At 53.5% G+C, this 24,293-nt stretch carries 19 protein-coding genes; 6 read left to right on the top strand and 13 right to left on the bottom strand.

Annotated features, from left to right (window positions below; translation table 11 throughout):
* Window positions 1-5 precede the first annotated feature (5 nt).
* The gene (gene nqrM / locus Q8W24_RS02765; protein WP_303431589.1) at window positions 6-239 is read left to right on the top strand and encodes a (Na+)-NQR maturation NqrM; all 234 of its coding nucleotides are present in this window, start codon (window positions 6-8) and stop codon (window positions 237-239) included.
* 78 nt (window positions 240-317) lie between these two features.
* Entirely contained in the window at window positions 318-1,709 is a 1,392-nt protein-coding gene (gene sthA, locus Q8W24_RS02760) for a Si-specific NAD(P)(+) transhydrogenase (protein ID WP_303431590.1), read from the top strand.
* Window positions 1,710-1,790: 81 nt separating this feature from the next.
* Here sthA and thiI read toward each other — a convergent pair whose 3' ends face one another.
* A complete protein-coding gene (thiI, locus tag Q8W24_RS02755; protein WP_305474327.1) occupies window positions 1,791-3,269 on the bottom strand; it encodes a tRNA uracil 4-sulfurtransferase ThiI in 1,479 nt (492 codons plus the stop codon).
* A 232-nt stretch (window positions 3,270-3,501) separates the two neighbouring features.
* Here thiI and phbB point away from each other — a divergent pair, with 232 nt between their 5' ends.
* Window positions 3,502-4,248 carry an acetoacetyl-CoA reductase gene (gene phbB, locus Q8W24_RS02750; RefSeq protein WP_303431592.1) on the top strand — a complete coding sequence of 249 codons (747 nt, stop codon included), beginning with the start codon at window positions 3,502-3,504 and terminating at the stop codon, window positions 4,246-4,248.
* 15 nt (window positions 4,249-4,263) lie between these two features.
* Here phbB and Q8W24_RS02745 read toward each other — a convergent pair whose 3' ends face one another.
* Window positions 4,264-5,505, bottom strand: coding sequence for a site-specific integrase (locus tag Q8W24_RS02745; RefSeq protein ID WP_305474325.1), 1,242 nt, complete (start codon window positions 5,503-5,505; stop codon window positions 4,264-4,266).
* 232 nt (window positions 5,506-5,737) lie between these two features.
* Here Q8W24_RS02745 and Q8W24_RS02740 point away from each other — a divergent pair, with 232 nt between their 5' ends.
* Entirely contained in the window at window positions 5,738-8,464 is a 2,727-nt protein-coding gene (locus tag Q8W24_RS02740; protein WP_305474324.1) for a cation-transporting P-type ATPase, read from the top strand.
* A 169-nt stretch (window positions 8,465-8,633) separates the two neighbouring features.
* On the opposite strand, the gene Q8W24_RS02735 is transcribed toward Q8W24_RS02740, so the two are convergent.
* From Q8W24_RS02735 to Q8W24_RS02725, 3 genes are all read right to left on the bottom strand, one after another.
* A complete protein-coding gene (locus tag Q8W24_RS02735; RefSeq protein WP_305474322.1) occupies window positions 8,634-10,325 on the bottom strand; it encodes a cation:proton antiporter in 1,692 nt (563 codons plus the stop codon).
* Window positions 10,326-10,394: 69 nt separating this feature from the next.
* Window positions 10,395-12,131, bottom strand: coding sequence for a potassium/proton antiporter (locus Q8W24_RS02730; RefSeq protein WP_305413293.1), 1,737 nt, complete (start codon window positions 12,129-12,131; stop codon window positions 10,395-10,397).
* Window positions 12,132-12,161: 30 nt separating this feature from the next.
* On the bottom strand, window positions 12,162-13,199 hold the full coding sequence (locus tag Q8W24_RS02725; protein ID WP_305474320.1) for a site-specific integrase: 1,038 nt from the start codon (window positions 13,197-13,199) through the stop codon (window positions 12,162-12,164).
* A 357-nt stretch (window positions 13,200-13,556) separates the two neighbouring features.
* On the opposite strand from Q8W24_RS02725, the gene Q8W24_RS02720 reads away from it, so the two are divergent.
* Entirely contained in the window at window positions 13,557-14,609 is a 1,053-nt protein-coding gene (locus Q8W24_RS02720) for a DNA-binding protein (RefSeq protein WP_305474318.1), read from the top strand.
* A gap of 340 nt (window positions 14,610-14,949) precedes the next feature.
* Entirely contained in the window at window positions 14,950-17,721 is a 2,772-nt protein-coding gene (rapA, locus tag Q8W24_RS02715; protein ID WP_305451806.1) for an RNA polymerase-associated protein RapA, read from the top strand.
* A 94-nt stretch (window positions 17,722-17,815) separates the two neighbouring features.
* On the opposite strand, the gene gorA is transcribed toward rapA, so the two are convergent.
* The 8 genes from gorA to gspG all read right to left on the bottom strand — a co-directional run bounded on the left by gorA (window position 17,816) and on the right by gspG (window position 24,293).
* A complete protein-coding gene (gorA, locus tag Q8W24_RS02710; RefSeq protein WP_303431604.1) occupies window positions 17,816-19,171 on the bottom strand; it encodes a glutathione-disulfide reductase in 1,356 nt (451 codons plus the stop codon).
* Window positions 19,172-19,373: 202 nt separating this feature from the next.
* On the bottom strand, window positions 19,374-19,892 hold the full coding sequence (gspM, locus tag Q8W24_RS02705) for a type II secretion system protein GspM (protein ID WP_303431605.1): 519 nt from the start codon (window positions 19,890-19,892) through the stop codon (window positions 19,374-19,376).
* Window positions 19,889-21,088, bottom strand: coding sequence for a type II secretion system protein GspL (gene gspL, locus Q8W24_RS02700; protein ID WP_305474315.1), 1,200 nt, complete (start codon window positions 21,086-21,088; stop codon window positions 19,889-19,891). Before gspL ends, gspM begins: the two co-directional genes overlap by 4 nt.
* A gap of 45 nt (window positions 21,089-21,133) precedes the next feature.
* Window positions 21,134-22,117, bottom strand: coding sequence for a type II secretion system minor pseudopilin GspK (gene gspK / locus Q8W24_RS02695; protein ID WP_303431607.1), 984 nt, complete (start codon window positions 22,115-22,117; stop codon window positions 21,134-21,136).
* Window positions 22,117-22,827, bottom strand: a complete 711-nt coding sequence (gene gspJ, locus Q8W24_RS02690) for a type II secretion system minor pseudopilin GspJ (protein WP_305474313.1) — start codon at window positions 22,825-22,827, stop codon at window positions 22,117-22,119. Before gspJ ends, gspK begins: the two co-directional genes overlap by 1 nt.
* Window positions 22,824-23,216: a type II secretion system minor pseudopilin GspI gene (gspI, locus tag Q8W24_RS02685; RefSeq protein ID WP_303431609.1), complete on the bottom strand. Its 393-nt coding sequence runs from the start codon at window positions 23,214-23,216 to the stop codon at window positions 22,824-22,826. The genes gspJ and gspI overlap by 4 nt, the downstream gene beginning before the upstream one ends.
* Window positions 23,206-23,820: a type II secretion system minor pseudopilin GspH gene (gene gspH, locus Q8W24_RS02680; RefSeq protein WP_305451811.1), complete on the bottom strand. Its 615-nt coding sequence runs from the start codon at window positions 23,818-23,820 to the stop codon at window positions 23,206-23,208. Before gspH ends, gspI begins: the two co-directional genes overlap by 11 nt.
* A 44-nt stretch (window positions 23,821-23,864) precedes the next feature.
* Window positions 23,865-24,293 (bottom strand): type II secretion system major pseudopilin GspG, encoded by a 429-nt coding sequence (gene gspG, locus Q8W24_RS02675; protein WP_303431612.1) that lies wholly within the window; start codon window positions 24,291-24,293, stop codon window positions 23,865-23,867.

Below are 24,293 nucleotides of genomic sequence, written 5' to 3'. Positions count from 1 at the left end.
ATCTTATGACTATGATGCTTGTGGCCTTTGCGGTCATGTTATTGATTGTGGCTGCCATGGCTGTTGGTGTGCTGATGGGACGCAAACCTATTTCCGGTTCATGTGGTGGTATGGCAGCGATCGGCATGGAATCTGCCTGCGATGTGTGTGGCGGTGACAAGAAAAAATGCGAGAAAGAAAGCAAGATTGCAGCCGCCAAATCAGTCGGCGCCGAGTTTTACGACGCGACCAAGCGCTAACAACCTTACCTGGCCATTTGCTCTAGAATATGGCCAAGATCGGAATTGAATACTCACTGGATATGGGAGCACTGTTAGATGGCAGATTACCGCTATGATGTAGTCATTATTGGCGCCGGCCCTGCGGGAGAAGGGGCAGCAATGAATGCTGCCAAACACGGCAAGAAAGTGGCCGTCATTGAAGACAAGAAGATGGTCGGCGGTAACTGTACTCATTGGGGGACCATTCCCTCCAAGGCATTACGTCACGCCGTCAAACAGATTATTCAGTTTAATACCAATAACATGTTCCGGGAGATTGGTGAGCCACGCTGGTTCTCATTTCCACAGGTATTAAAAAGTGCCGAAAAAGTCATTGGCAAGCAGGTCAAGTTGCGTACCGAGTTTTACGGTCGCAACCGTATTAACGTATACACAGGCAAAGCCCGTTTTGCAGATGCCAATACGGTAGATGTATATCAAGGTGATACCAGCAATACACGCCTGCACGCCGACCAGATTGTGGTAGCAACCGGTTCCAGCCCATGGCGTCCAAGCAGTATTGATTTTAATCACCCGCGCATTTATGACTCCGACACCATTCTGACACTGAGCCATACGCCGCGGACCATTATTATTTATGGTGCCGGTGTGATTGGTTGTGAATATGCTTCGATCTTTTCCGGGCTTGGCGTCAAGGTGGATCTGATTCACCCCGGTGACCGGTTATTGAATTTCCTTGATGATGAAATCTCCGACGCATTGAGCTATCACTTGCGTGACAAGGGGGCATTGATCCGGCACAACGAGCAGTTTGACTCCGTTGAGAGTAATGATCGTTTTGTCACCATGATCATGGCGTCTGGTAAAAAGGTCAAAGCTGATGCTTTCTTGTGGGCTGCTGGTCGAAGTGGCAACACCAAAAACCTGGGGCTGGAGAATCTGGGACTGGAAGCCAATTCCCGCGGGCAGATTGAAGTCGACAAGGAATACCGCACTGCGGTACAGAACGTCTACGCCATTGGTGATGTGATTGGCTGGCCGGCGCTGGCCTCAGCAGCGTACGACCAGGGTCGTGCAGCGGCATCGGTTATTGCCTGCCCGTCTGACTTCCACTACGTGGATTCTGTGCCTACCGGTATCTACACCATTCCGGAGATCAGCTCGGTCGGTAAAACCGAGCGTCAGCTGACCGAGGAAAAAATCCCTTACGAAGTGGGGCAGGCGTTCTTCAAAAACATCGCCCGGGCGCAGATTACGGCCGAAGGGGTGGGTATGCTGAAATTGCTGTTCCATCGCCAAACGCTGGAAATCCTGGGTATTCACTGTTTTGGTGACCAGGCAGCGGAAATTGTTCATATCGGTCAGGCCATCATGAACCAGAAAGGTGAAGGCAATACCATGAACTATTTTATCAACACCACCTTTAACTACCCAACCATGGCAGAAGCCTATCGTGTTGCGGCATTAAATGGCCTGAATCGCCTGTAAATACAAGATGGCCTTGCTTGTAAATACACCGCCTCCTGGCGGTGTATTTGTCTCTGCTGCCTGATCATCAGGTCGGCGCACTCAGCGTTTTTCCATAAACACCCCGAACAGTCCCGGGTGTGTCTGATTGACGTGGTGAGCGTGGACTTTACTCATGGTGCCTTTGTGGCAGTACAGCAGGTAACGTTGCTGGCCACTGGTGTCGAGCTCTCGCAAGCGGCTTTCCAGTTCATAGAATGGAATATGTCTGACCGGGTTGTTGGCGAGTTCCAGAGGCGCGTCCGCCGCTTCGTCAGGATGGCGAATATCAATAATTTCATCACTCAGGGCGGGAGTTGTCAGCAAGGCAACATCCTCCAGACCACTGCCCGTTTCCTCTAACACCCGATCGATACGTTGATAGCTTGAACGCTGCAAGGCACGCTCCAGTACCGTAAAGTCAAAGGCCTGTTCGGCCGCTTCCGTTTTACTGCGCTCGCCATGGGTCAGTGGATTGACCGAGATGACGCCACAATATTCCGGCATATTGGCTGCAAAGGTTTCCGTTCCGATACGACGGGCAATGGTAATAATATCCTGCTTGTCCATCGCCGCCAGCGGCCTTAAAACCATATGCTCGGCAGCACGGTCAATAATGGCCAGATTGGAGATGGTCTGGCTGGATACCTGGGCGACGGCTTCTCCGGTAGCCAGGGCGTGCAGTTTCAGATTGTCTGCCACCTGTGAGGCGGCCCGCATCATCATACGCTTGAGCACTACCCCCATATGACCGTTATCGACCTTGGTCAGAATTTCAGCGACTACCTCTTCAAAAGGAATAGTGACAAATTTCACCCGGTGGCTTTCGCCATAACAAGACCAGAGGTAATGGGCCACTTGCTTGACGCCGATCTCGTGGGCGCTGCCACCAAGATTAAAAAAACAGAAGTGGGTTTTCAGGCCGCGCCGGGTGAGCAGATAGCTGGCGACGGTGGAGTCAAAGCCACCAGAGATCAATGACAGTACATCCCCCTGGCTACCGAGAGGAAAGCCCCCCAGGCCAGGGATACGGCGCTTGACGACCTGTACCTTGTCATTGCGCAGCTCGGCATGTACGACAACATCCGGGTTTTTCAGCGAAACACCAATGGCACCGGTTTCCTTCAGTAAACCGCCGCCCATATAAATCTCAGCGTCATGGGATGTGAAGTCGTGATTACCGGCCCGTTTGACGCGGACGCAAAAGGTTTTTCCTTCCAATACATCACGATTGGCTTCACGTACCAGCTGATAGGCCTGGTCCAGTGATTCGAACGGGTGTTCGTCAATTTCCAGCGCATAACCGATGCCGGGAGTGTGAGACAGGATCTGCACCATATGGCGGTGCGTCATGGCGATGTCTTCTGTGGCTGACAGATTGACCTCGATGACCAGGCTATCCCAGCGGTCCTGGACATCGGCCGAAATGTTTTGTTTGCGCGTCAGAGTGCGTAGGTTGGCGCGCAAAATTTTTGTCATTTGCTTGCGCACTGACTTGGATTTAATAGTAATCTCAGGGAAGAACTTGACGACAAACTTCATGGAAGACGATGACTGGCAGAAAAAGGGCAGGAAGTATAACTCAGCTCAATGTCTCATTCATCCGAACGCATGTAAGGTGTATCTAAACGTGTCAGAGTTAACGTTTGAATCGGTGCTAGAAGACAGTATTGATGAGATGCAATAGTCTGGTCACTGACGAGTTGTAAGATGGAATGCCGCTGACAACAGCAGCTGGAAAAACAGTAAACCGAAACGCAAAAGGAGTGGAAGGATGACAAAACGTATTGCATTGGTTACCGGTGGAACTGGCGGAATAGGAACTGCCATCTGTAAGCGACTGCATGATGATGGCTATCAGGTGGTCGCTGGATACTATTCGGGAGGGTCGCATGAGAAAGCCCAGGCCTGGCAAGAAAAGCTGAAAAGCGAGGGTTATGATATTGCCCTTGGTTTTGGCAACATTACCAGCTGGGAATCTTGCGAAGCCTGTATCAACAAGATTCGCGAAGAATTTGGCTCAGTTGATGTTCTGGTCAACAACGGCGGAATTACTCGTGATGCCACATTGAAAAAAATGACCCCGGAAATGTGGCATGACGTGATCAACACCAACCTGTCATCTGTTTTTTATATGACGCGTCTGGTGATCAACGAGATGCTGGAAAAGAAATGGGGCCGGATTATTAATATTTCTTCTGTTAATGCAGAGAAAGGCCAGTTCGGGCAGGCCAACTATTCAGCAGCAAAAGCCGGTATGCATGGTTTTACCAAAGCCGTTGCCCAGGAAGTGGCTTCCAAGGGTATTACCGTGAATACGGTATCTCCTGGTTATATTGCCACCAGCATGATCATGGATGTACCGGAAGAAATCCGTAACCAGATTCTGAAAGGTATTCCGGTTGGTCGTTTTGGTCAGCCAGAAGAAATCGCCAACGTTATCAGCTTCCTTGCCGGAGATGCGTCCGCGTTTGTAACGGGCAGTAATATCTCCGCCAACGGTGGTCAGCATATGTCCTGATGGGCAGTGCCCGGGTTAATACCCGGGCTTCAGTTTTTTGTTGCGGGCGCTGGCATGGCGCTCGCGCATTTGTGTATTAATATAACGGTCGGTAGTTGCCATGCTGGCGTGGCCTGCGTCTTCCTTGACGTGTTCTTTCGGTCGAGTGCGAACATCTTCCGATATGCCGGTATGCCTTAACCAGTGTACGGTGGCAACACGTAACTCCTGGGCTTCATCAGCCAATCCTTCCTGAGTCATTCGCTCCAGCGCCGTATCAAAACAGAATTGCACCAGATAACGAATTTGCCGAGTGCTGGTTACCGGACCCCGACCTTTCAGTTTGGGAATCAGGGCGGTTTGCTCACCAGGTAGCGGCAAACGCGTCAAACCGAGATATTCCCGATAACGCACCAGCGCCGCCAGCATATCATCGGATACCGTCACCATACGGGCCTTGTTCCCTTTGCCGACCACCCGCAGCCACCAGTTACCATCCTGATCACATTGAAAATCACCCATCACCGGGGTGGATCGTTCATCGGCGACCAGCTCGGAAATCCGCAGATACATGCCAAACAGGCACAACATGATAAACAGTGAGCGTTCATGCTCCCGGGGGTTGTCGTCTGCCAATTGGGTGACCGTTTCCCGAATATAATCCCACTGCAAGTTGGAGATGCGGCGAATCGGTTCGGCATAGGCGTGACGCTGCAGGTATTTGCTTTTTTGCCGAATCAGAGCGACGGGGTTGGTCTGGAGATAATCTTCCTGAATAAGATAATTAAAGTAGCTGGATAAAACCGCAAATACCGACTGCAGGCTTTTTTGCGATAGTGCAAAGACGTCGGGGCGCGCTCCCGCCAAAGATGACTTGTCGGGTTGAATCACAAACGGCCGCCATTTGCTGTTGGGGATTCGCCCTTCAGGCGTTTTGCTGAAACGTGCAACCTGGCTGGTGCCAATCCAGCAATCAGGCGGGGACTGGCAAAAACCGATGTAGTCTTCCAGGTCGACGCGCCGCAGCTCACCAAGAGCGCATTGACGTACAGTAAACGTCCATTGCAACAGACGTTCGATCTCACGGCGGTAGCTGTTAAAGGTAGCGGTTGAACCATTAAAGCTGACCAGGAATTCAAAAGAATGCACCAGATCGTCAAAGCTGCCTTCGATCTCTCTCAGGGATGGCTGGCGTAACAGGACTTGGCGGGCATCTGTTAATGGGCTGCTGAGGTAATTCAGATTGTCGATAAAAGCAATGGGAGGGGCCGTGGACATGGAAAATGAACACCTTTGGGATTATCGGAAATACAGGGAGTATTTATAGCAGCCCTTGAAGGCGCAGGGTAGTCAGCATGCCGCTGTACCGGGCAGCAGCCTTTACAACAAACGGACTGATTATACGATGACCAAAAACCCAGATTTTCCAACTATTTATTGATATAGGTTGGTGTCGCTATTGGGTGGTTGGATAGAGTAAGACCGAATTTTATGTAGCAAGGAGGCAGGCATGCAGCATTCCGAAGACACCCCCCCTACGAGTCGATGGCACAACACCACAACAGAGGCAGCGCTTGAGGCGTTCGAAACCTCTGCCAGCGGTTTAAACCCGACAGATGCCACTACGCGTTTGGCGGCTCATGGCCCTAACCGCTTGCCGCAAGCACCACGGCGTCATGTGTTGCTGCGTTTTCTGCAGCATTTCCACAATGTTCTGATTTATGTACTGATTGCTTCTGCAGTGATTACTGCGCTGCTGGGCCACTGGGTCGACACTGGCGTTATTCTGGCAGTGGTCGTGGTTAATGCCATTATTGAATTTATTCAGGAAGGCAAGGCCGAGCAGGCCATGGATGCCATTCGGCATATGCTGGCCCCTCGTGCCAATGTGATTCGTAATGGTGAGCGTATCACGGTTGATGGTGAGCAGTTGGTACCGGGCGATATTGTGTTGCTGGAAGCCGGCGATAAAGTACCTGCGGATTTGCGCCTGTTGACCGCCCATGGTGCCTCGATACAGGAAGCCATTTTAACCGGTGAATCGGTGCCGGTGGAAAAAGACACCCAGGCGGTGGCTGAAGAGGCATCATTGGGCGACCGGGCTTGCATGGCGTTTTCCGGCACCCTGGTCGCCAGTGGCCAGTGCAGAGGGGTAGTGGTTGCCACTGGCCCGGACACCGAAATAGGCCGCATCAGTCGGTTGTTGTCCGGGGTTCAGACTCTGACCACACCACTGGTTGCCCAGATGGATGTCTTTGCCAAATGGCTGACTATTTTTATTCTGGTGGTGGCTACTGTCTTGCTTGTATTTGGCCATTTTGTAGCGCATTACAATTTTACCGATATGTTTATGGCTGTAGTGGGGCTGTCGGTGGCGGCGATTCCGGCAGGGCTGCCCGCAGTGTTGACCATTACCCTGGCGATTGGGGTTCAAGCCATGGCCCGGCGTAATGCGATTGTGCGGCGCTTGCCCGCCATCGAAACACTGGGATCTGTTTCTGTTATCTGTACCGACAAGACCGGCACGCTGACGCGTAATGAGATGATGGTGGCCTCGGTACTGACGCATCAGCACCTGTTTTCTCTTGATGGCAACGGTTATGAGCCAAGCGGCGTGCTCAAGTCGGGGGCTGATGAGGTGCATCCTGCCAGGCACACCATGCTTGAAGAGCTCGCCCGGGCCTCTGTGCTTTGTAACGATGCTGCCCTGCGTGAGCATGATGCCGCCTGGATTGTGGAAGGCGACCCGATGGAAGGGGCCTTGCTGGCGTTTGCTGGCAAGATGCAGCTGAACCCTCCCCAGGAGCAGGCACTCTGGACGCGTACCGATGCTATCCCTTTTGATGCCCGCCACCGCTTTATGGCGACGCTGAATCACGATCATGAGCATCAGGCGTTTATTTTTGTTAAAGGTGCGCCCGAACAAATCTTGTCGATGTGCACCAATCAACGCTGTACCGAAGGTGCAACAGAACCTCTGGACCTGGGCTACTGGAATGCACAAGCCGAATCCATTGCGGCCCTTGGCCAGCGGGTGCTGGCTTTGGCGGTCAGGCCGGTTACCGCGGAGCACACCGTGCTGGAATATGATGATGTGGCGGACTCCCTGACCTTGTTGGGTATGGTCGGGATGATGGATCCGCCTCGCGCGGAAGCAATAACCGCCATTGCGGAATGCCACAGCGCGGGGATTCGGGTAAAAATGATTACCGGGGATCACACCAAAACCGCCGCCGCCATCGCCAAACAGATCGGTTTGCACAATGCAGACAAGGTACTGACAGGGGCAGATCTGGATGATTTGAATGATGCCGCTCTGAGTCAGGAGGTGCTGGACTGCGATATTTTTGCCCGAACAAGCCCGGAACATAAATTACGTTTGGTAATGGCATTACAAACCATCGGTATGCGCGTGGCCATGACGGGTGACGGAGTAAACGATGCGCCTGCACTGAAACGTGCAGACGCCGGTATCGCGATGGGGCAAAAAGGTAGCGAAGCGGCCAAGGAAGCTGCGGAGCTGGTGTTGGCGGACGATAACTTTGCCTCCATTGTCTCGGCCGTGCGCGAAGGGCGTACGGTTTATGATAACTTCAAAAAAGTCATCAGCTGGACCTTGCCCACCAACGCCGGGGAGGCGATGACCATTGTGGTGGCCTTGCTCTGGGGAATGACACTGCCGGTTACCCCCATTCAATTATTATGGGTTAACTTGATTACCGCGATTACGCTTGGTATTGCCTTGGCCTTTGAGCCAACAGAAGACAATACCATGCGTCGACCGCCACGTGCTCGCAATGAGCCGTTGCTGGGTGGCGAGCTGGTCTGGCATGTCTTGCTGGTTTCCTTTCTGTTTCTATGCGGCGTTTTTGGTATCCATCACTATGCCATCGGGCAGGGTCATTCGGTCGAACTCGCCCGGACCATTTCCCTGAATACCCTGGTGGTGATGGAAATCTTCCATTTGTTCTTTATTCGCAACATCTACAGCACGTCGTTGACCTGGAAGGCCGTTCGAGGAACCAGGGTGGTCTGGGCTGTGGTGCTGGTTATTATGGTGGCGCAACTCAGTATGACGTACTGGTCACCACTGCAAGCTATCTTTGAAACCGAAGCGATTCCGCTACTGGAATGTGTGCTGATCTTCGGAGTCGGCGTGGCGCTGTTTACTATTATTGAAGTTGAAAAGCAGATTCGACTTGCGCTTCGGCGTATGAGAACGGCCGCTGAGTCCTGACGGCTGTGAATCACCCCGGCAGCGGCATCAGCGTATTGTCGTCGAGCCGGGGCGATTGCTGATTGCTGATTGCTGATAGGCGGGGAAGGCAGGCAGGGAAGATTACCGTTACTGACGGTTAGTGGTTGGCATATGCAACACCGTATATGCCAACCGTTTGAAGCCCGGATTAACCGGGATGTGCTTGGTCAAGCCCTTCGAGTAACAATTCAGAGGCGCGGTCGGCGGCATCCTGGAAAGGCTCCAGAACAAGATCAACACCCAGCATATTCAGCTCTTCTGTTTCTGCCTTGCTTTGCGATACCGTAGCCAGCTTGCCTGCAAACCCTGCGGCGCGGGTTAATTGAATAATGGTTTTACGGGTATCTTCGGAGGAAACCCCGACATGGTGATGCGGAATCGTTGACACCACCCAGTGGGCTTGCCCGAGCGGCAGCTCGGTTATAAATTCTGCATCGGTCACATCGCCGTATTCGGTATCCAGCCCTAAATGATTCCAGCGCTTGATGGCTGTCGGGTTGAAGTCTAGCCCAAGCACCTTGATTCCCTGATTCTGCAGTCGTACCGCAATGGCTGTTCCCAACCGGCCCAGGCCAAAAATAATCACCGCATGCTTGGCATTGGTGTGTTGCTCTATCAGCTGCTCGCGGGGAGCACCGGCGCGCTCAAACAGCCCGATCACTGGCTCGAACAATGCGTAAAGCTGGTGAGAATAGGTGATCATATAGGTTGAGGTTGCAATGGTGACGATCCCCACAAGTGTGACCAGCCCGAGGATATCCGCTTGCACATGTCCCAGGCTGATTCCCATGGTAATAAAGATAAGAGAAAACTCACTGATCTGAGCAACGGTCAGGCCAGCCAGAAACCCGGTTCTTTTGCGATAGCCCATGGCTCCCATGATCACCAGAACAATCAGCGGATTACCAATCAAGACGAACAGCGAGAATATAATGGCGCCGGTAATATGAGAGCCGAGCAGTGACAGGTCCAGAGTGGAGCCCAGAGCAATAAAGAAAAACAGCAGTAAGAAATCACGTAATGGCGCAAGCCGCGCGGCAATGCTTTCCCGATACGGTGTTGAGGCCAGAGCGACCCCGGCCAAGAGGCCGCCCACCTCCATGCCCAGCCCGATCAGATCGCCAATCGCTGCGAATAACGCTGCTTGAGCAATGGCATAGATCACCAGCAATTCGGGAGCCTGGGCCAGTTTCTCAGTCAAGGGGTTAGCGATATAGCGAACAAATATCACCACCAGTAACACCAGTCCGGTGCCTGAAATAGCGACATTCCAGATGGACGTTGTGCTGGCACCATCATGATTGGCGCCGATGCCAATGGTCGCCAGTACAATCATGGCGAGGACCACGACCAGATCCTGAACAATCAGGAAGCCCAGTGCAATTTTGCCGTGTAGCGAGTCGATTTCCCGTTTATCTGACAGCAATTTCACAATAATGATTGTGGACGAGAAGGTCAGGGCAACGGCGACATAGAGGCTGGTGATTTGATCCAGCCCGATGGCCAAACCAATGAGATACCCAATGATCGAGGTAAAGGCGACCTGGCCCAGCCCTGTCATAACCGACACACCACCAATGGAGCGGATCAGTTTTACATCCAGCTTGATGCCAACGAGAAACAACAGGATCGCGATGCCAAGCTCGGACAACAGAGTGATATGAGCGGTGGAGTGAACAATATCCAGTACGGATGGCCCGGCCACCAGGCCAACGGCAATAAAACTGACAATCAGCGGTTGCCTCATTAACAGGCCAACGAACCCCATCAGCGCAGCCAGTACAAGCAGCGCTGCAATCTCTGTAAAAGATGATCGAGCGATGATCGCAAAAACATCCATATTTCTGACTCCTGTGTCTTGTTTGTTGTCTGCGCCTGCTTTGGCGCTGTGTGAATGTTTTTCTGGCGGCTACTTCTGCGGTATTCCCAACTTCAAACCAACCGATACAATATGGTCGCCCTCAATTTCCTTGACGATCAGTTTGACGCGTCCCAGTACCACATGGTCTCCAACAACGGGTTTACCATGAAACTGATGGACAATATATTGCTCGACGGTCAGGGCAGCATCAAGAGGATCAACCTCAAAGCCGTAAGCCAGGGCAACATCGGACAACCGGGCCTCGGAATGCAAGACAAACTCACCAAAGAAACGAGCCGATTCAAGCAGTGAAGACTGTGCGGCCGGTGCAAAAACACGGCCTAGTTCTGATTTGGCGCTGCTGGTCGCCAGGATCATTACCTGATCATCACATAGCAGCTTTTGCTGGTCGGTATCCTTTATCAGTATGCCCTGACGAATCACGCCTGCGACCTGGCTGCCTTCTGTTGCTGGCAAACGCCGAACGTTCAGGCCGACGGCACGACTGCCAGCCAACACCGGATAAATCAGCAATTCCTTGTCCTGTTCGTGCTTGATGGTCAGGTGTAAATGCTCCGGATCTTTTGCGGTTGGAGGCAGTTCTATCTGTAGCCATCTGGCCATCGGCGCAATGGTCCATCCTTGCAGAACCAAAGAAATCAACACAACAAAAAAGACCAGTTCAAAGTAGGTCTGGGTGTGTTCCAGGCCTGCGAGCGAGGGGAACAGTGCCAGAATAATCGGTACCGCGCCGCGCAAGCCACACCAGCCAATAAAAACCTGTTCCCGCCATGGAAAATGAAAGGGCAGTAATGACGCCGCGACGGCCAGCGGCCTTGCAATAAAGATCAGGACAAAGGCAATGGCCACGGCCGGGAAAATAATCGGTACCAGGTTGCTGGGCGTGATCAGCAACCCGAGCATTAAAAACATGCCGATCTGACTGAGCCAGGCAATACCATCGTGAAAGCGATGAATGTCATTGCTGTAGGGAAGAGGGGTATTGCCAATCATGGCTCCGGCGATAAAGATAGCCAGAAAACCGCTGCCTCCCCAGTGGGTTGTAAGGCCGAACAGACTAATGCCGCCCGCCAGTGCCAGCAGGGGATACAAGGACGAAGAGAGCGGCAAGCGCCGCAGCATTTGTACCAGTAAATAACCGCCAGCAAAACCGATGGCCAGCCCCAGCCCCATCTGGCGGAATAACTCACTGAGAATGGTCCAGATCTGATTGCCACTGCCGCTGAGTTGTATGAGGTGTACCAGAGTGATGGTCAGGAAGATGGCCATCGGGTCATTTGACCCGGACTCTATTTCAAGCGTGGCGCCGGTACGTTCCTTGAGCTCCAGACCAGCACCGCGCAGCAAGCCAAATACGGCCGCAGCATCGGTAGAGCCCACAATGGCTCCAATCAGCAAACCTTCTTGCCATGGCAGGCCAAGAATCATATGAGCGGCAAAGCCCGTTATGGATGCGGTCGCGATAACGCCAATGGTGGCGAGTGACAGTGCGGGTTTCAGGCTGACACGGAAGGTGTCCTTGCGGGTGCCAAGGCCGCCATCAAAAATAATAATTGCCAGAGCGACGTTACCAAACAGAAAAGCCAGGCTGAAGTCATCAAACTTGATGCCTCCGGGGCCATCTTCGCCGGCCAGCATGCCCAGACCAAGAAACACCAATAACACCGGAGCACCAATACGTCGGGTAAACACACTGGCGACAACGCACAGCAAGGCAAGGGCAGCTGCCCCGAATATGTATTGGTAAATCACTTCTATGGTCATATATTTCCCTGAGCTGATATCCGTCTGGTGTTATGAACGGTTTGAGCCTGCTTGATTCATCAGGCTGGTGACTTTATCCATCAGAATCTGTGACGCATTATCACTGAATTGCTGGCCTTCCTCTATGTACTCCCACACGGTGGCATCGTTCCGCCAGCCGCCCTGTTTCTTGATCAGTTCGAAGTCTATCCGTTCCCGTGCCGCGGATGTCGACAGGCCACGGCGAAAGCTATGACTACTGAGGTCGGGAGCAAAATCAAACTGGCACGCCTGCGCCAGTGACTTCAACAGCGTATTGATTGCCCCCGGATTCAGCTGCCGGGGTTGAATCTGATCCCAGCGGTTGATTGGACGAAACAGCGGCCCGCTGGTAATACCGGCCACGTCCATCCATATTTTGATGGCGCTGGCCGGGCAGCAGCTGGCATCTCCAAACGGCAAGGCCCGTACCAGTCCGGTTGCTTGCTGGTCGGTTTTTGAACGCGGCAAGTGAATCAGTAACCCCTCTGGCTCCCAGGTCAGATCTTCAGCCTGGATGGCAACCAGTTCGCTGCGCCGGAAAGCACCAAAGAAGCCGGTCAGGACAATGGCGATATCCCGCCGCTGCCTCGGACTATCCGGTAAGCCTCTCAAATAGGACACCATCTGTGCAAGGTGCTCCAGCCGTAATGCCTTGGCCTTCTGTTTGGGGCGACCGTGGGTGCGGCGAATCCCCTCCATGATTTTCCGCACCAGTGGATCTCGTACCGGGTCGGTCATGCCCTGATAGTGGTGCCACTGACTGATAGCCGTCAGGTGTAAATCCAGGGTTCTGGGGTTAAGTACCACCGCTTTTGCCAGGAGGTAGCGCACCAGGGTGTCGTGATCGCAAGGCAGCCGACCGCCCCATTTTTCGAATTGCCGGATGGCCGATCGATACGCTTGCCGGGTGTTGTCGGAAGTTGCCTGGGACAAATAATGCTGTGCCGCGGCTTGAGACGCTGGAAGCGGAGGTGTTGGGACCAGAGGCGGCGTTTTGTTGGCATCCCCGGTTGTGGGGAGAGGATGGCTGATGGGGGTTTTGCTCATATGGTTTCTCCCGTGATGTAACTGGCCTGTTGGGGGTTGTACCGCCGGTACAGGGCTGACAGGGTACCTATACTACTATAACCAACGATAACATTTATTATCGCTGGTTATATTTTTGAATTTTTATTTTTATATTTCCAGATAAATTATGTAATATTACGTGTTACGTAATACACTTTAAAATAACACGACAGAAGCTGGAATACGCCGCCTGAAGCAAGTACTTCAGCCAGCTGCCGAAAAAGTCAGAGATCCAGCCACGCAAAGGATCGGCAGGCCGTCCAGCAGCAAAGGCGGTAGCCAACGAAATCAATCGCACCAACATATCGGGGATAAAAAACAGTGGGCAGAACAGGGGTGACATATCAGGATGTTGACCAGGCCGCGGCCGCCATTACCCAGGCAGGCACCGAGCCGACAGTGGATCGGGTGCGGGAGCATCTGGGCACCGGTAGCAAGAGCACTATCGCGCCATTACTCAAGCGTTGGCGTCAGCAGCGTGACGAACACAGCAACAGCGACGGATTGCCAGCCGAATTACTCCAGGCACTCAAGCTGGTGTATGCCCAGGCTCAGGCGCTGGCAGGGCAAAAGATTGAACAGATTGAAGCCGACACCCAGCAGCAGCTGCAAACCATGCAGGAAGAACTGGCCCAGGCTGTTGCGCTACAACAACAGACCAGCCTTGAAAACACCCAGCAGCAGGAACAGATAGAAAGACTCAAGGCTGAGCGCAAACAGCTCTCGCAAACCCTGGAGCAGCAAACCCTGAAGCTGGTGAAAAGCGATGCGACACTGGATGAAACTCGCCAGCAGCTGGTCGAATGCCGGGCAACCATCGCCGAATTACGCCAGGAAAATCGCGATATTCGCGACCATTTTGAACACTACCAGCAGCAAATGGCCAGCGATCGCCAGCAAGAGCGCGAGCAATTCCGGTTTTCATTACAGCAGCTGGAAGACCGACAGCAGGATTTGCAGCAACAGCTGAACGCTGCCAGCACCAAAAACAACCAGCTGGACACGCTCAATATCAGCCAGGCTCAGCAGCTGGAGCAGCAATCCCTGGCAATGAGCCGATTAAAACAAGCACTGGCAGAAGCCAGCCGAGCGCAGCGGGAAGCTGACATTCACCTTGAGCACAGCCGCACAGCCATCGCGGACTTGCAGCAACAGAACGACACGCTGCAAGCATCACTCACCGCCAATAATCAGCAGCTGACCACAAGCCAGCATGAACAACAACGCTTGAGCCTGTTACTCGACAATGCAACACAGGCAGCGACTGACAACCGGACGGAGTGCGACAGACTGGCCGAGGAAAACCGCCAACTGGCAGAAGCCAAAGCGATCAGCCTTGGTCAGATTCGCCAACTGGAGGCCCAGTTAGCCGGAATACAAGCAAGGTAACCAGAGAAAGCAGCCGGATGTCGGGGTTTTCGGGTACCGGATCGGGTTATTCCTAAACTTCCGATAATATCAATTATCGGAAATATAAGAGAGATCCAACCATAAAACCACAACCCTCTGGCCATTCAGAATCACCAATAATTGCCATTGTGTGACGATGCTTCATCTCTGCCATTCCAAAATGTATTTTGGCCACAGAAACCCACATCAAAGGCGCCATCCTCATGGCCTCACAAGCAAGCATGCGGTAGACTTCGCGCCGCTCGCGAGTGTTTGATAGCATCTGAATATCACACGCTCTGACGTCTGTCTTGTTTAAAAGCTCGGGATAAATATCACTATGTATGCAGTTGGCCAGCGTTGGATCAGCGAAGCTGAAACCGATCTCGGTTTGGGTCTTGTTCAAAGCGTCGATTTTCGTTCTGTTACTCTCTATTTCCCCTCCATTGACGATGTTCGCACTTACGCAAGCCACAATGCGCCGCTTACCCGGGTAATCTTCAAGGTCGGTGATGTCGTTCCACTTCAGGATGGCTCTGTTATCGAAGTGGATGATGTGGAGGTGATGGACGATATCGCTTTCTATTTCACCAAGGGTCGTTCGGTTTCTGAAATCCAGCTCAGTGGCGCCATTCAGCTAAACCAGCCGGCCGATCGCCTGTTTTCCGGCCAGATCGATAACAATAGCCTCTACGAATTGCGTCAGCTTTGCTTCCAGCAAATCACCAAATTACGCCAGCGGCCTTTCTATGGTTTGCTGGGTGCTCGTACCAGCCTGTTGCCACATCAGTTGTATATCGCTCAACAAGTCACCCAGGATTCCATTCCGCGGGTATTGCTTGCCGATGAAGTTGGTCTGGGCAAAACCATCGAAGCCGGTTTGATCTTGCACCGGTTATTGCTGCAGCAACGGATCCAGCGAGTATTGATACTGGTGCCGGATCACTTGCTGCACCAGTGGCTGGTCGAAATGATTCGACGCTTCAACTTGCGCTTCAGCATCCTGCAGCAAGACGACATTGATGAAGCCATTGAAACGGGCAATACCGATTTGTTTGGTAACTCCCAGCTGCATTTGTGTCCGATGTCGATGGCCGATGAACCAGATGTCGCCGTGGCCATGATGAACACCGATTGGGACATGATTGTTGTTGACGAAGCGCATCACCTGACCTGGACACCGGAACATCAGGACCCGGCGTATCAGCTGGTCGAAGATCTGGCCGAAGCCAGTGCCGGCATCCTGTTGTTGACAGCAACACCGGAACAGCTTGGTATTGAAGGGCACTTTGCCCGTTTGCGCCTGCTGGACCCTGATCGTTACCCTTCCCTGGATCAGTTCCTTGCCGAGCAACAGGCCTACCAGCCCATTGCTGAATTGGCCGGTGCCCTGGCAGAAAACGAGCCGCTGAGTGCCGAGCAACAAGGCCAGTTGCAACAACTCTTGCCAGACCTGGCAACAGCACTGGAAGAAGACAAGGGCAACAACCGTTTGCTGGATGCCCTGATTGATCGTCGCGGCCCCGGCCGAGCCATGTTCCGGAATACCCGTCATGGTGTCTCTGGCTTCCCGGCTCGCGTCCCCCACCTGAATCAGCTGGCGATACCGGATTATGAAGCCGCGCCGGATGATATCAATGCCGTACTGTTCCCCGAACGGGGCCAGGCATTCTGGTGGCTGGATGACCCCCGGGTCAGTCACCTGCTGGAGCTGTTAAAACAAACGGGCAAGGCCAAAATGGTACTGATTTGCCATCACGCCAGCACAGTGCTCGACCTGGAAGCCTATCTGTGGGAAAAGCACGGCATGCAGGTGGCGGTATTCCATGAACATATGGATCTGGTTGAACGTGACCGTGCCGCTGCCTACTTCGCCGATCCGGAACAAGGCGCCCGCTTGCTGTTATGCTCGGAAATCGGCAGCGAAGGCCGCAACTTCCAGTTTGCCCATCAGTTGGTGTTGTTTGACTTGCCGTTTAACTGCGACCTGATTGAACAGCGCATTGGCCGTCTTGACCGTATTGGTCAGGCCAATGAAATCCAGATTCACAGCCTGGCCTTTGAGCAACATGCCACTGGTCGTTGGCAACAGCTGTTGCATCAAGGGCTGGATGTATTTACCCAGCCCAACCCGGCGGCCCAGACACTGCTGGAACGTCATCGCGAAGCCGTGCACAACGCCGTATTGACCGGTGACGGCATGGAAGCGCTGGTCGCCACTCTCAGCAGTGAACGACTGGAACTGCAACAACAGCTTGAACAAGGCCGTGACCGCTTGCTGGAATTACATTCCTGCCACCCCAAACGTTCACGTTCGCTGGCTCGGGATATGACCATTACCCATATCGAAGATGAAGCAGAGCTGAATGATTTTATTGAGCTGTTTGCCGATGCGTTTGGTGTGGAAGTGGCCGACCTGGACAACGACTGCATTGCCCTTGCCCCTGGGGACCATATGCTGGTGCCAGATTTACCGTACCTGCCAGAAGATGGCTTTATGGCCACTACTCGCCGCGAAGTGGCACTGACTCGGGATGATGTCCAGTTCCTCAGCTGGGAACATCCATTTATCGATCAGGCTCTGGAGCTGGTTACCAGTGGCCCGATTGGCAACGCCTCCGTCGGCTACGTTGAGCAACATGACTATAAAACCGGCGACTGTTTTATACAGCTGCAGTTTGTGGCTTCCTGCCCGGCGCCCAAGCATTTACAGATCGAACGTTATTTGCCTGCGGATGCCATGCACCTGACTTTTACCCCCACCGGTGAACTGAAAGTGAATGAGCCGGATTTGGCCGGATTTGTCTTGCCGCTAAAACGCGGAACCGCCAAAGGTCTGGCGGAACAAAAGATGAACGAGGTCAAACCGCTGATCTACAAGCTGGAGAAACTCGGCGGCGGTCAGCTGAACAAAATGATCCAGCGTGCCACCAACAAGGCCAACGAAGCCTTTGATGATCGCCTGCAGCGATTGCAGGCACTGGCGCAGCATAACCCCAACATCCCGGAACAGCTGATCAGCGATGTCCAGCAGGAACGGCAAGCGGTATTGGCCGCTATTGAAACAGCCCAGCTACAAATGGACAGCGTGCGATTGGTGTTCTGCGGCTAAATGGTCGGAACCGGTGGGCACGGACAGTGCCACCGGCCCCTGCGGTCTGCACCGCCTTCAGGCGGTGCCGATTCTGCGGGTACAGACTGCCGGATTAACGTGCCCGTGAACGCATGGTGACAAACTCTTCTGCCGCTGTCGGGTGAATCCCGATGGTGCTGTCAAACACAGACTTGGTGGCACCTGCGTTGATTGCGACGGACAACCCTTGCATGATTTCACCGGCATCCGGCCCTACCATATGTACGCCCAATACCTTGTCGGTACTGGTTTGTACCAGCAGTTTCATGAATGAGCGCTCTGGCATGCCACTGATGGTGTGTTTCATCGGTCGAAAGCTGGATTCAAACACGCTGAGATCACCCGCAAATTGCTCTGCTGCGTCGTCTTCGGTCATGCCAACAGTGGCGATATTGGGCTGGCAGAAAACAGCGGTGGCGATATTGTCGTAAGACAGTGGCTGGGTGTCGCCATCAAACTGCTGGTTAACAAACTTCATGCCTTGCGCCAGCGCTACCGGCGTCAGAGCCGGTGTGCCGATCACGTCGCCCAGTGCGTAAATGCTGGGCACTGTGGTGCGGAAAAAGTCATCGGCAACAATGGTACCGTTGCGGCGGGTTTCCACGCCGAGGGCTTCCAGGTTCAAGCCGTCGGTCATCGGGCGGCGGCCGGTGGCGTACATCACGCAATCGGTAATCAGTGAGTCACCGTTGTTGAGTGTGCAGACCAGTTCGCCCTGCTCGTTTTTGCTGATCGATTGAATATCGGTCTGGGTGCGAATATGAACTCCCTTGCTGGCAATCTGCTCTGCGGCAAACTCTTGCACCCCGGAGTCAAAGCCTCGCAGGATTTGCTCGCCGCGATACAGCAGTTCGGTCTCGGCACCCAGACCGTTAAAAATACCGGCAAATTCCACGGCGATATAACCACCGCCAACGACAACCACTCGCTTGGGAAATGTTTCCAGAAAGAAGGCTTCGTTTGAAGTGATCGCCAGTTCAGCACCGGGGACTTCGGGTTTGAACGGCCAGCCGCCGGTGGCAATCAGGATGCGCTCTGCGCGGTAGTCCTGACCATCGACGCTGACGGTATTGGCATCCTTGATGCTGGCGGTGCCGTTGATTGTTGTAACACCAGCATTACCGAGCATATTGCCGTAGATACCGTTCAATCGTTCAATTTCACGGGTTTTGTTGTCACGCAGTGTTGGCCAGTCGAAGCTCTTGAGTTCTCCTTCGATACCAAAGCCTTTGGCTTCAGCGAATTTATCAGCGTATTCGGAGGCATAAACAAACAGTTTTTTGGGTACACAACCGACATTGACACAAGTACCACCCAGGTAACGGTTTTCTACCACGGCGACTTTTGCCCCCTTGGCGGCCGCCATGCGTGAGGCGCGTACGCCACCAGAACCGGCACCAATAACCAACAAATCAAAATCAAATGACATAACGCTTCTCCGTGAGTGACCCGCTTATTCCAGCGCTGGTCGAATAACTGCGGTCGATGCTCTGAGTATTAGCGTCTGAGCGGCTCTTCCGCAATAAAATTTGGGCTATATGCTAGCCTGTTTGGCCCGGATTGCGAAACGGCCATAGTGATACGCTATAAAGCAGCAATAGAATAGTCATCCGCCACTGCCAGCCCCTCGACTACTCGTTTTCCAGCGTTGCCCGCACATCAACCCGGCCTGGCAAGTCGGAACTGTCGACGGTAATCTGACTCACGCGAATGCCGTGACGGATTTGCAGGGATTCGACCCAGGCGATGAACATATCGAATTCAATATTATCAAGCCAGATTCGAACCCCCTGCCCGTCCTGTTCATAGCGATCCAGTTGGATGCGGTCAGACCGTGCCGCTTGCGTGACCAGGGTCAGAATGGGGCCGGAGGATTTTTCCAGTGAGGCGCCACCAAATTTACCTGCGTTCTCTGCAATCAGGTTGTAAACGTCCAGTTTTTTGTCCAGATCACGCTGTACGCGCTGGTTTTCCCGTAACAGCGGAGCAAATATCAGGACGTACACCAGCGCAGCCCCTAATAGCCAGGCCAGACCTCGCACGACCAGTCGGTCTCTGGCAGGCAAGGCACCGTACCAGTTGCTGGCAGCTTGCACCTGAGGGATGGCTGTCAGGCGCTGGCGCATTTCGGTCAGTATCTCCGTATTCATGCGGACTCCCCTATTTTAAGACGACCCTTGACCTTTTTATCCTCATTGCTGGCAGAGGCCACTTCGGCATCGAGACCGCGCTCCGACAGGGCCTGGCGCAGAGTCTGTAACTCACTGAGGTTGCTGGCTTGCACCTCTATAATCAGCTCTTGCTGGCGTTCGTTATAACGCGCTGAGTCCAGCTTGATGGTTTTGAGGTTGACGGATTGAAACGCACTGGCGGTGGTATTGATCAGATACGCAAAACCATGATTGTTGCCATGACTGCCTTCGGCCAGTCGGCCGCGAAATTCCCGCTCCAGTGCCCGTATCCGCACCCCGGGGAATAGCTGTTTGTACAGCGCCAGACTTTGCTGATAAACATATTGGCTCTGATTGGCCAGCTGCCGGTTTTGCACATACAGCGTAACCGCCATGATCAGCAGGCAAGCAGTCGCCAGTGATGCCAGAGGCCGCCACCAGGAGCGTGGCTTGTCTGCCTGGCCATGACGTACCTGAAACTGGCCAATCAGCATATTGACCGGGCGGGCATGGGTGGGTAACGCTGGTGAGTCGCTGGTCGCCGAAGAAATATCGATGCGCTCGAAGGCATCTGCAAATCCGGTCTCAATCGTAGTGCGCAACAGGTTGGCTTGATCCAGCCCCGATGCATGAATGGTTAATACACCCAGGCCTTGCTGGTCTTCCAGTACGGATTCCAGCACCGGCATTATGGCAAACTCATTGACCCAGCCTTCGAATACTCCCGGCAGCTTGACCAGCCAGCCTTGATCCTGCCAAACGGCAATGGCTGCTTCCGGTAGCAGTTGGGTTTCCGGAATCAGTTCCCGCACTGTCAGATGTAAATGCCCTGCCTGTTCCAGCAGGCGCTCGACCAGATCACAGGCCGTTACGTAAGCCCGAGCCCGGACCCCCACTTTGCCTGCCGGTACAATCAGGTATTCACTGATATCGTTGATCAGGTTCTCTTCCAGCGCAAAAGGCAATGCCTGGGCCAGATGACGGCCTGAAACGCCCGGCAATTCGATCCAGTGGCAGCTGTAATTGGCCGCTGACAGAATCATCCGTACTGGAGTCAGGTCGGGTTGGTCAGCAGCCCAGTCTTCCAGGTTGCAGGGCGGGACAGCATCATTGCTGGGATCGCTCACCAGCCATTGGGCATCGTGCCCCTGCCAGGTCACTTTGATTGTGTTCATGCTGTTTCTCGCTGCATATCACTTACGCTGGTTGAATTTAATAAATCAAGGGGTGGTATTGGGCAGCTCAGGCAAACGCCTGGCTTCCCGGCGGGAATAGTCCCGATACAAGGTACGGAAATTACCGCTATCGGCATCGCGCTTGAGTAAAAACTCATTGGTACCAAACCAGTCTCCACTGGTGCCGATATCCACTCGCCCAAATACTTCAAAATATTCCGATTTGACGGTGAAATCGCTTTCGGTCCATTTGCTGTCGTTGCTGTTACTGCTGCCCGACACAAAACCTTTCACTTCATCCAGGTCCAGAAAATCACTGACACTGGCCAGCCCGCTATCACCTCGGGCAGATACAACCGCTTGTGCGTCCGTTATGGAAAAGTTGGCATCGAGGGCTGACATTACCAGTTCAGAGGCCGTGTTGATATTCAGCTGGGTCGTCACCGGCAAGCAGGTGACATAAGGCTCCAGGGCGTAATAAGTGTCGGTATCGACCCCTTCGAGCAGCATCAGATCAGAGGTGTGCTTACAGATTTGATAAGCAGGACGATAAGGCGGCTCCAGACTCATATAGTCATTTTCTACCTGGCTTTCGGCGTCCATCCAATCGGCCAGTCGCTCTGCAATCGTGACATCCAGCCCCAGGTCGTTAAGCAAGTTATACAGCCGCTGTTGCCACACGCTCTGATTACTGGCAGCCGGAGCCAGCCAGTTGAGATTGAATTTGCCCTGGGCATCCACCATCCGAATAAATACCTGGCCTTCGTCCATCGGAAACGTGCGGTCAATGGCCCACTCTTCCAAGCCATGATCGATATCCGGGTCGTTGTCCCAGTCCATATACAGGCCGCTGCGCACCACACTATCGATGCCATGCAAAAACGCTTGTGCCTGCTGGCGTGCCAACTGGGCCGTGGTTCGTTGGATATCCTTGGCCTGACGCTCAATCAGTACGGTGGCCAAAACGCTGACCACAGCGAAAATCAGCAAGACAATCAACAGGGCAAGTCCGGATTGCTGGCGGCGCATCACAGTTCCTCACCATCATGTGCCAACGTCCAGAGCCGGGTTGCTTCACCGATGATCGGCAAGGTCATTTTCCAACGCATCCCCTGGGGGATAACCGATTCATCACTACCTTGTACAATGGGCCAGCTGTCGTACCAGGTTGAATCCGTGACTTCATCGTCGCTGTTGACGGTGTCGGCCAGTAGCGATATGTCCAGCTCCTCAATCTGGTCGAGTACCACCATGCTTCTTGGCTCGCTGTCATAACTGCGATCCAGTACCGACCAGACATAGCGCACCAGACACTCGCCTTCTGGTTCTTCTATCCCCCAGTCGGACAGACGCCGCCGGGCGGCTTCGCAGGCATCACTGTCGATGCTTTCCAGTTGATAGGCGATACGCTGCAGCTCTGAACGCGGGTCTTCAACACCGGGGCGATTACGCCAGCCGGTACGGGTTAATTCGAGCAGGTAATCCCCGTCATCCAGCAGGAGAGCATCCTGTTCATCGCCATAGGCATCCAGAATGGGACGATTGATAAACTGCTCAATATCACGACTGACAATGGCATTCAGCCGCTGCAGTGCAATCATCTGGTCCGACCGGACTTCGGTTGAATCACGGGCAACAATAATGGTGTGCAGCAATTGCACGGAGCCAACACTGATGGATGCCGTAATGGCGACGGCGACAATAACCTCCAGCAGGGTGAAGCCCTGATAGCGCGTCATCCGTGTTCACCCATAATGGTTGCCAGGCTGACGAGGATATAGTCGGGTTCACTTTCGAGTGATACATCAACGGTTACCCGTACAACTCCGGGCCAGCTGGTTGATATCACGGTCGTCAGGGTTTGCCATTCGCGGGATGCCATATCAACGGTGTCCCGAGTGGTACCAACCTTGGGGGTTTCGTGACTGAGGCGAATTTCGGCGAGGCGATTTTCAGCCACCCAGGATGCCATGGTCTTGTTTTCCAGCGTCAGCAAGGTGTCGGCGGCCTGACTGGTGGTGCCACTGATAACGATGGCAATGGAAGCAAAAATAGTCAGTGCGATCATCACTTCGAGCAGCGTAAAACCATCGGCCCGCCGGCAGGCATTGAAGGTATTATTGCTCATATCGAACCACCTCTTTCCACACCGGATTGAAGCCATCGCCATGAATCACAAAGGCAAAGCTGTTGTCGGCGTCATGGGTAATGGTGAGTTCAAAGGCGGTGTACTCTTCTGATGACAGAAATTGCAATGCGGGTAATGGGCCTTCGTCGTTGTCCAGCAGCTCTTCAAAGTCGACATCGTCATCATCTATCACCAACGCCATGACCATACCTTCCGGCACGGTTGGCGCATTCAGGGATGCACTGGAATACGCTTGCCAGGGGTTTTTATCGATATCACTGAGCTCTTCCACTGACAGCGTGCCCTTGGCGGCCTGCTGACGAACATCTTGCCACGACAACAGCATCAGCTCGTCCCGGTCCATGGCCAGGCCAAGGTCCAGGTTGCGATAGGCGGCTTCTTCACGGTAGAGATTCATGGCGATTACCAGAGTTGTGGCAAAACGCCCGGTTTCATCCTGAATCTGGGTGTCGCTGGCATTCAGGTTAACCAGCGACAACAAGCCGCCAATAATCATCAGCACAACCAGCAATTCGAGCAGAGTGAATCCTCTTTGCGGGAGCGGGCGCTGGGCTGGTAATGTCATGGGGCGAAAGGATGTCAACACAGATGTCCATCTGCCGGGTCACCCCGGCAGTCAGTAGCTTGTTATTCGGGGTAGGAAATGTCGGCGTATTCAGCTTCGCCGCCTTCCTGGCCATCAGCGCCCAGCGAAACAATTTCGTACTGCCCTTTTTCCAGGTAGTACAGAAACTCATTACCCCAGGCATCGGTTGGTACGCTGTTGCCTTTCAGGTAACCACTGCTGCGGTAGTTTTTGGGTACTGGAGACGATGACGGCTTGCTGATCAGGGCCTCGAGGCCCTGTTCGGTGGTTGGGTAGGTGAAATTATCGAGTTTGTACATATCCAGCGCGCCTTCTATCAGCTTCATCTGGCTTTTGGTGGTCTTGACCTGGGCATCGGTAGCGGAACCAATAATATTGGTGGCGACCAGCGCCATGATGCTACCAATAATGGCCAGTACAACCATCACTTCCAACAGGGTAAAGCCTTGTACGCGCTTGCGGGTTTGCAT

The organism is Oceanobacter sp. 4_MG-2023, assembly GCF_030689165.1.
Classification (GTDB): domain Bacteria; phylum Pseudomonadota; class Gammaproteobacteria; order Pseudomonadales; family Oceanobacteraceae; genus Oceanobacter.
This window is presented reverse-complemented; position numbering and strand designations above follow the sequence as displayed.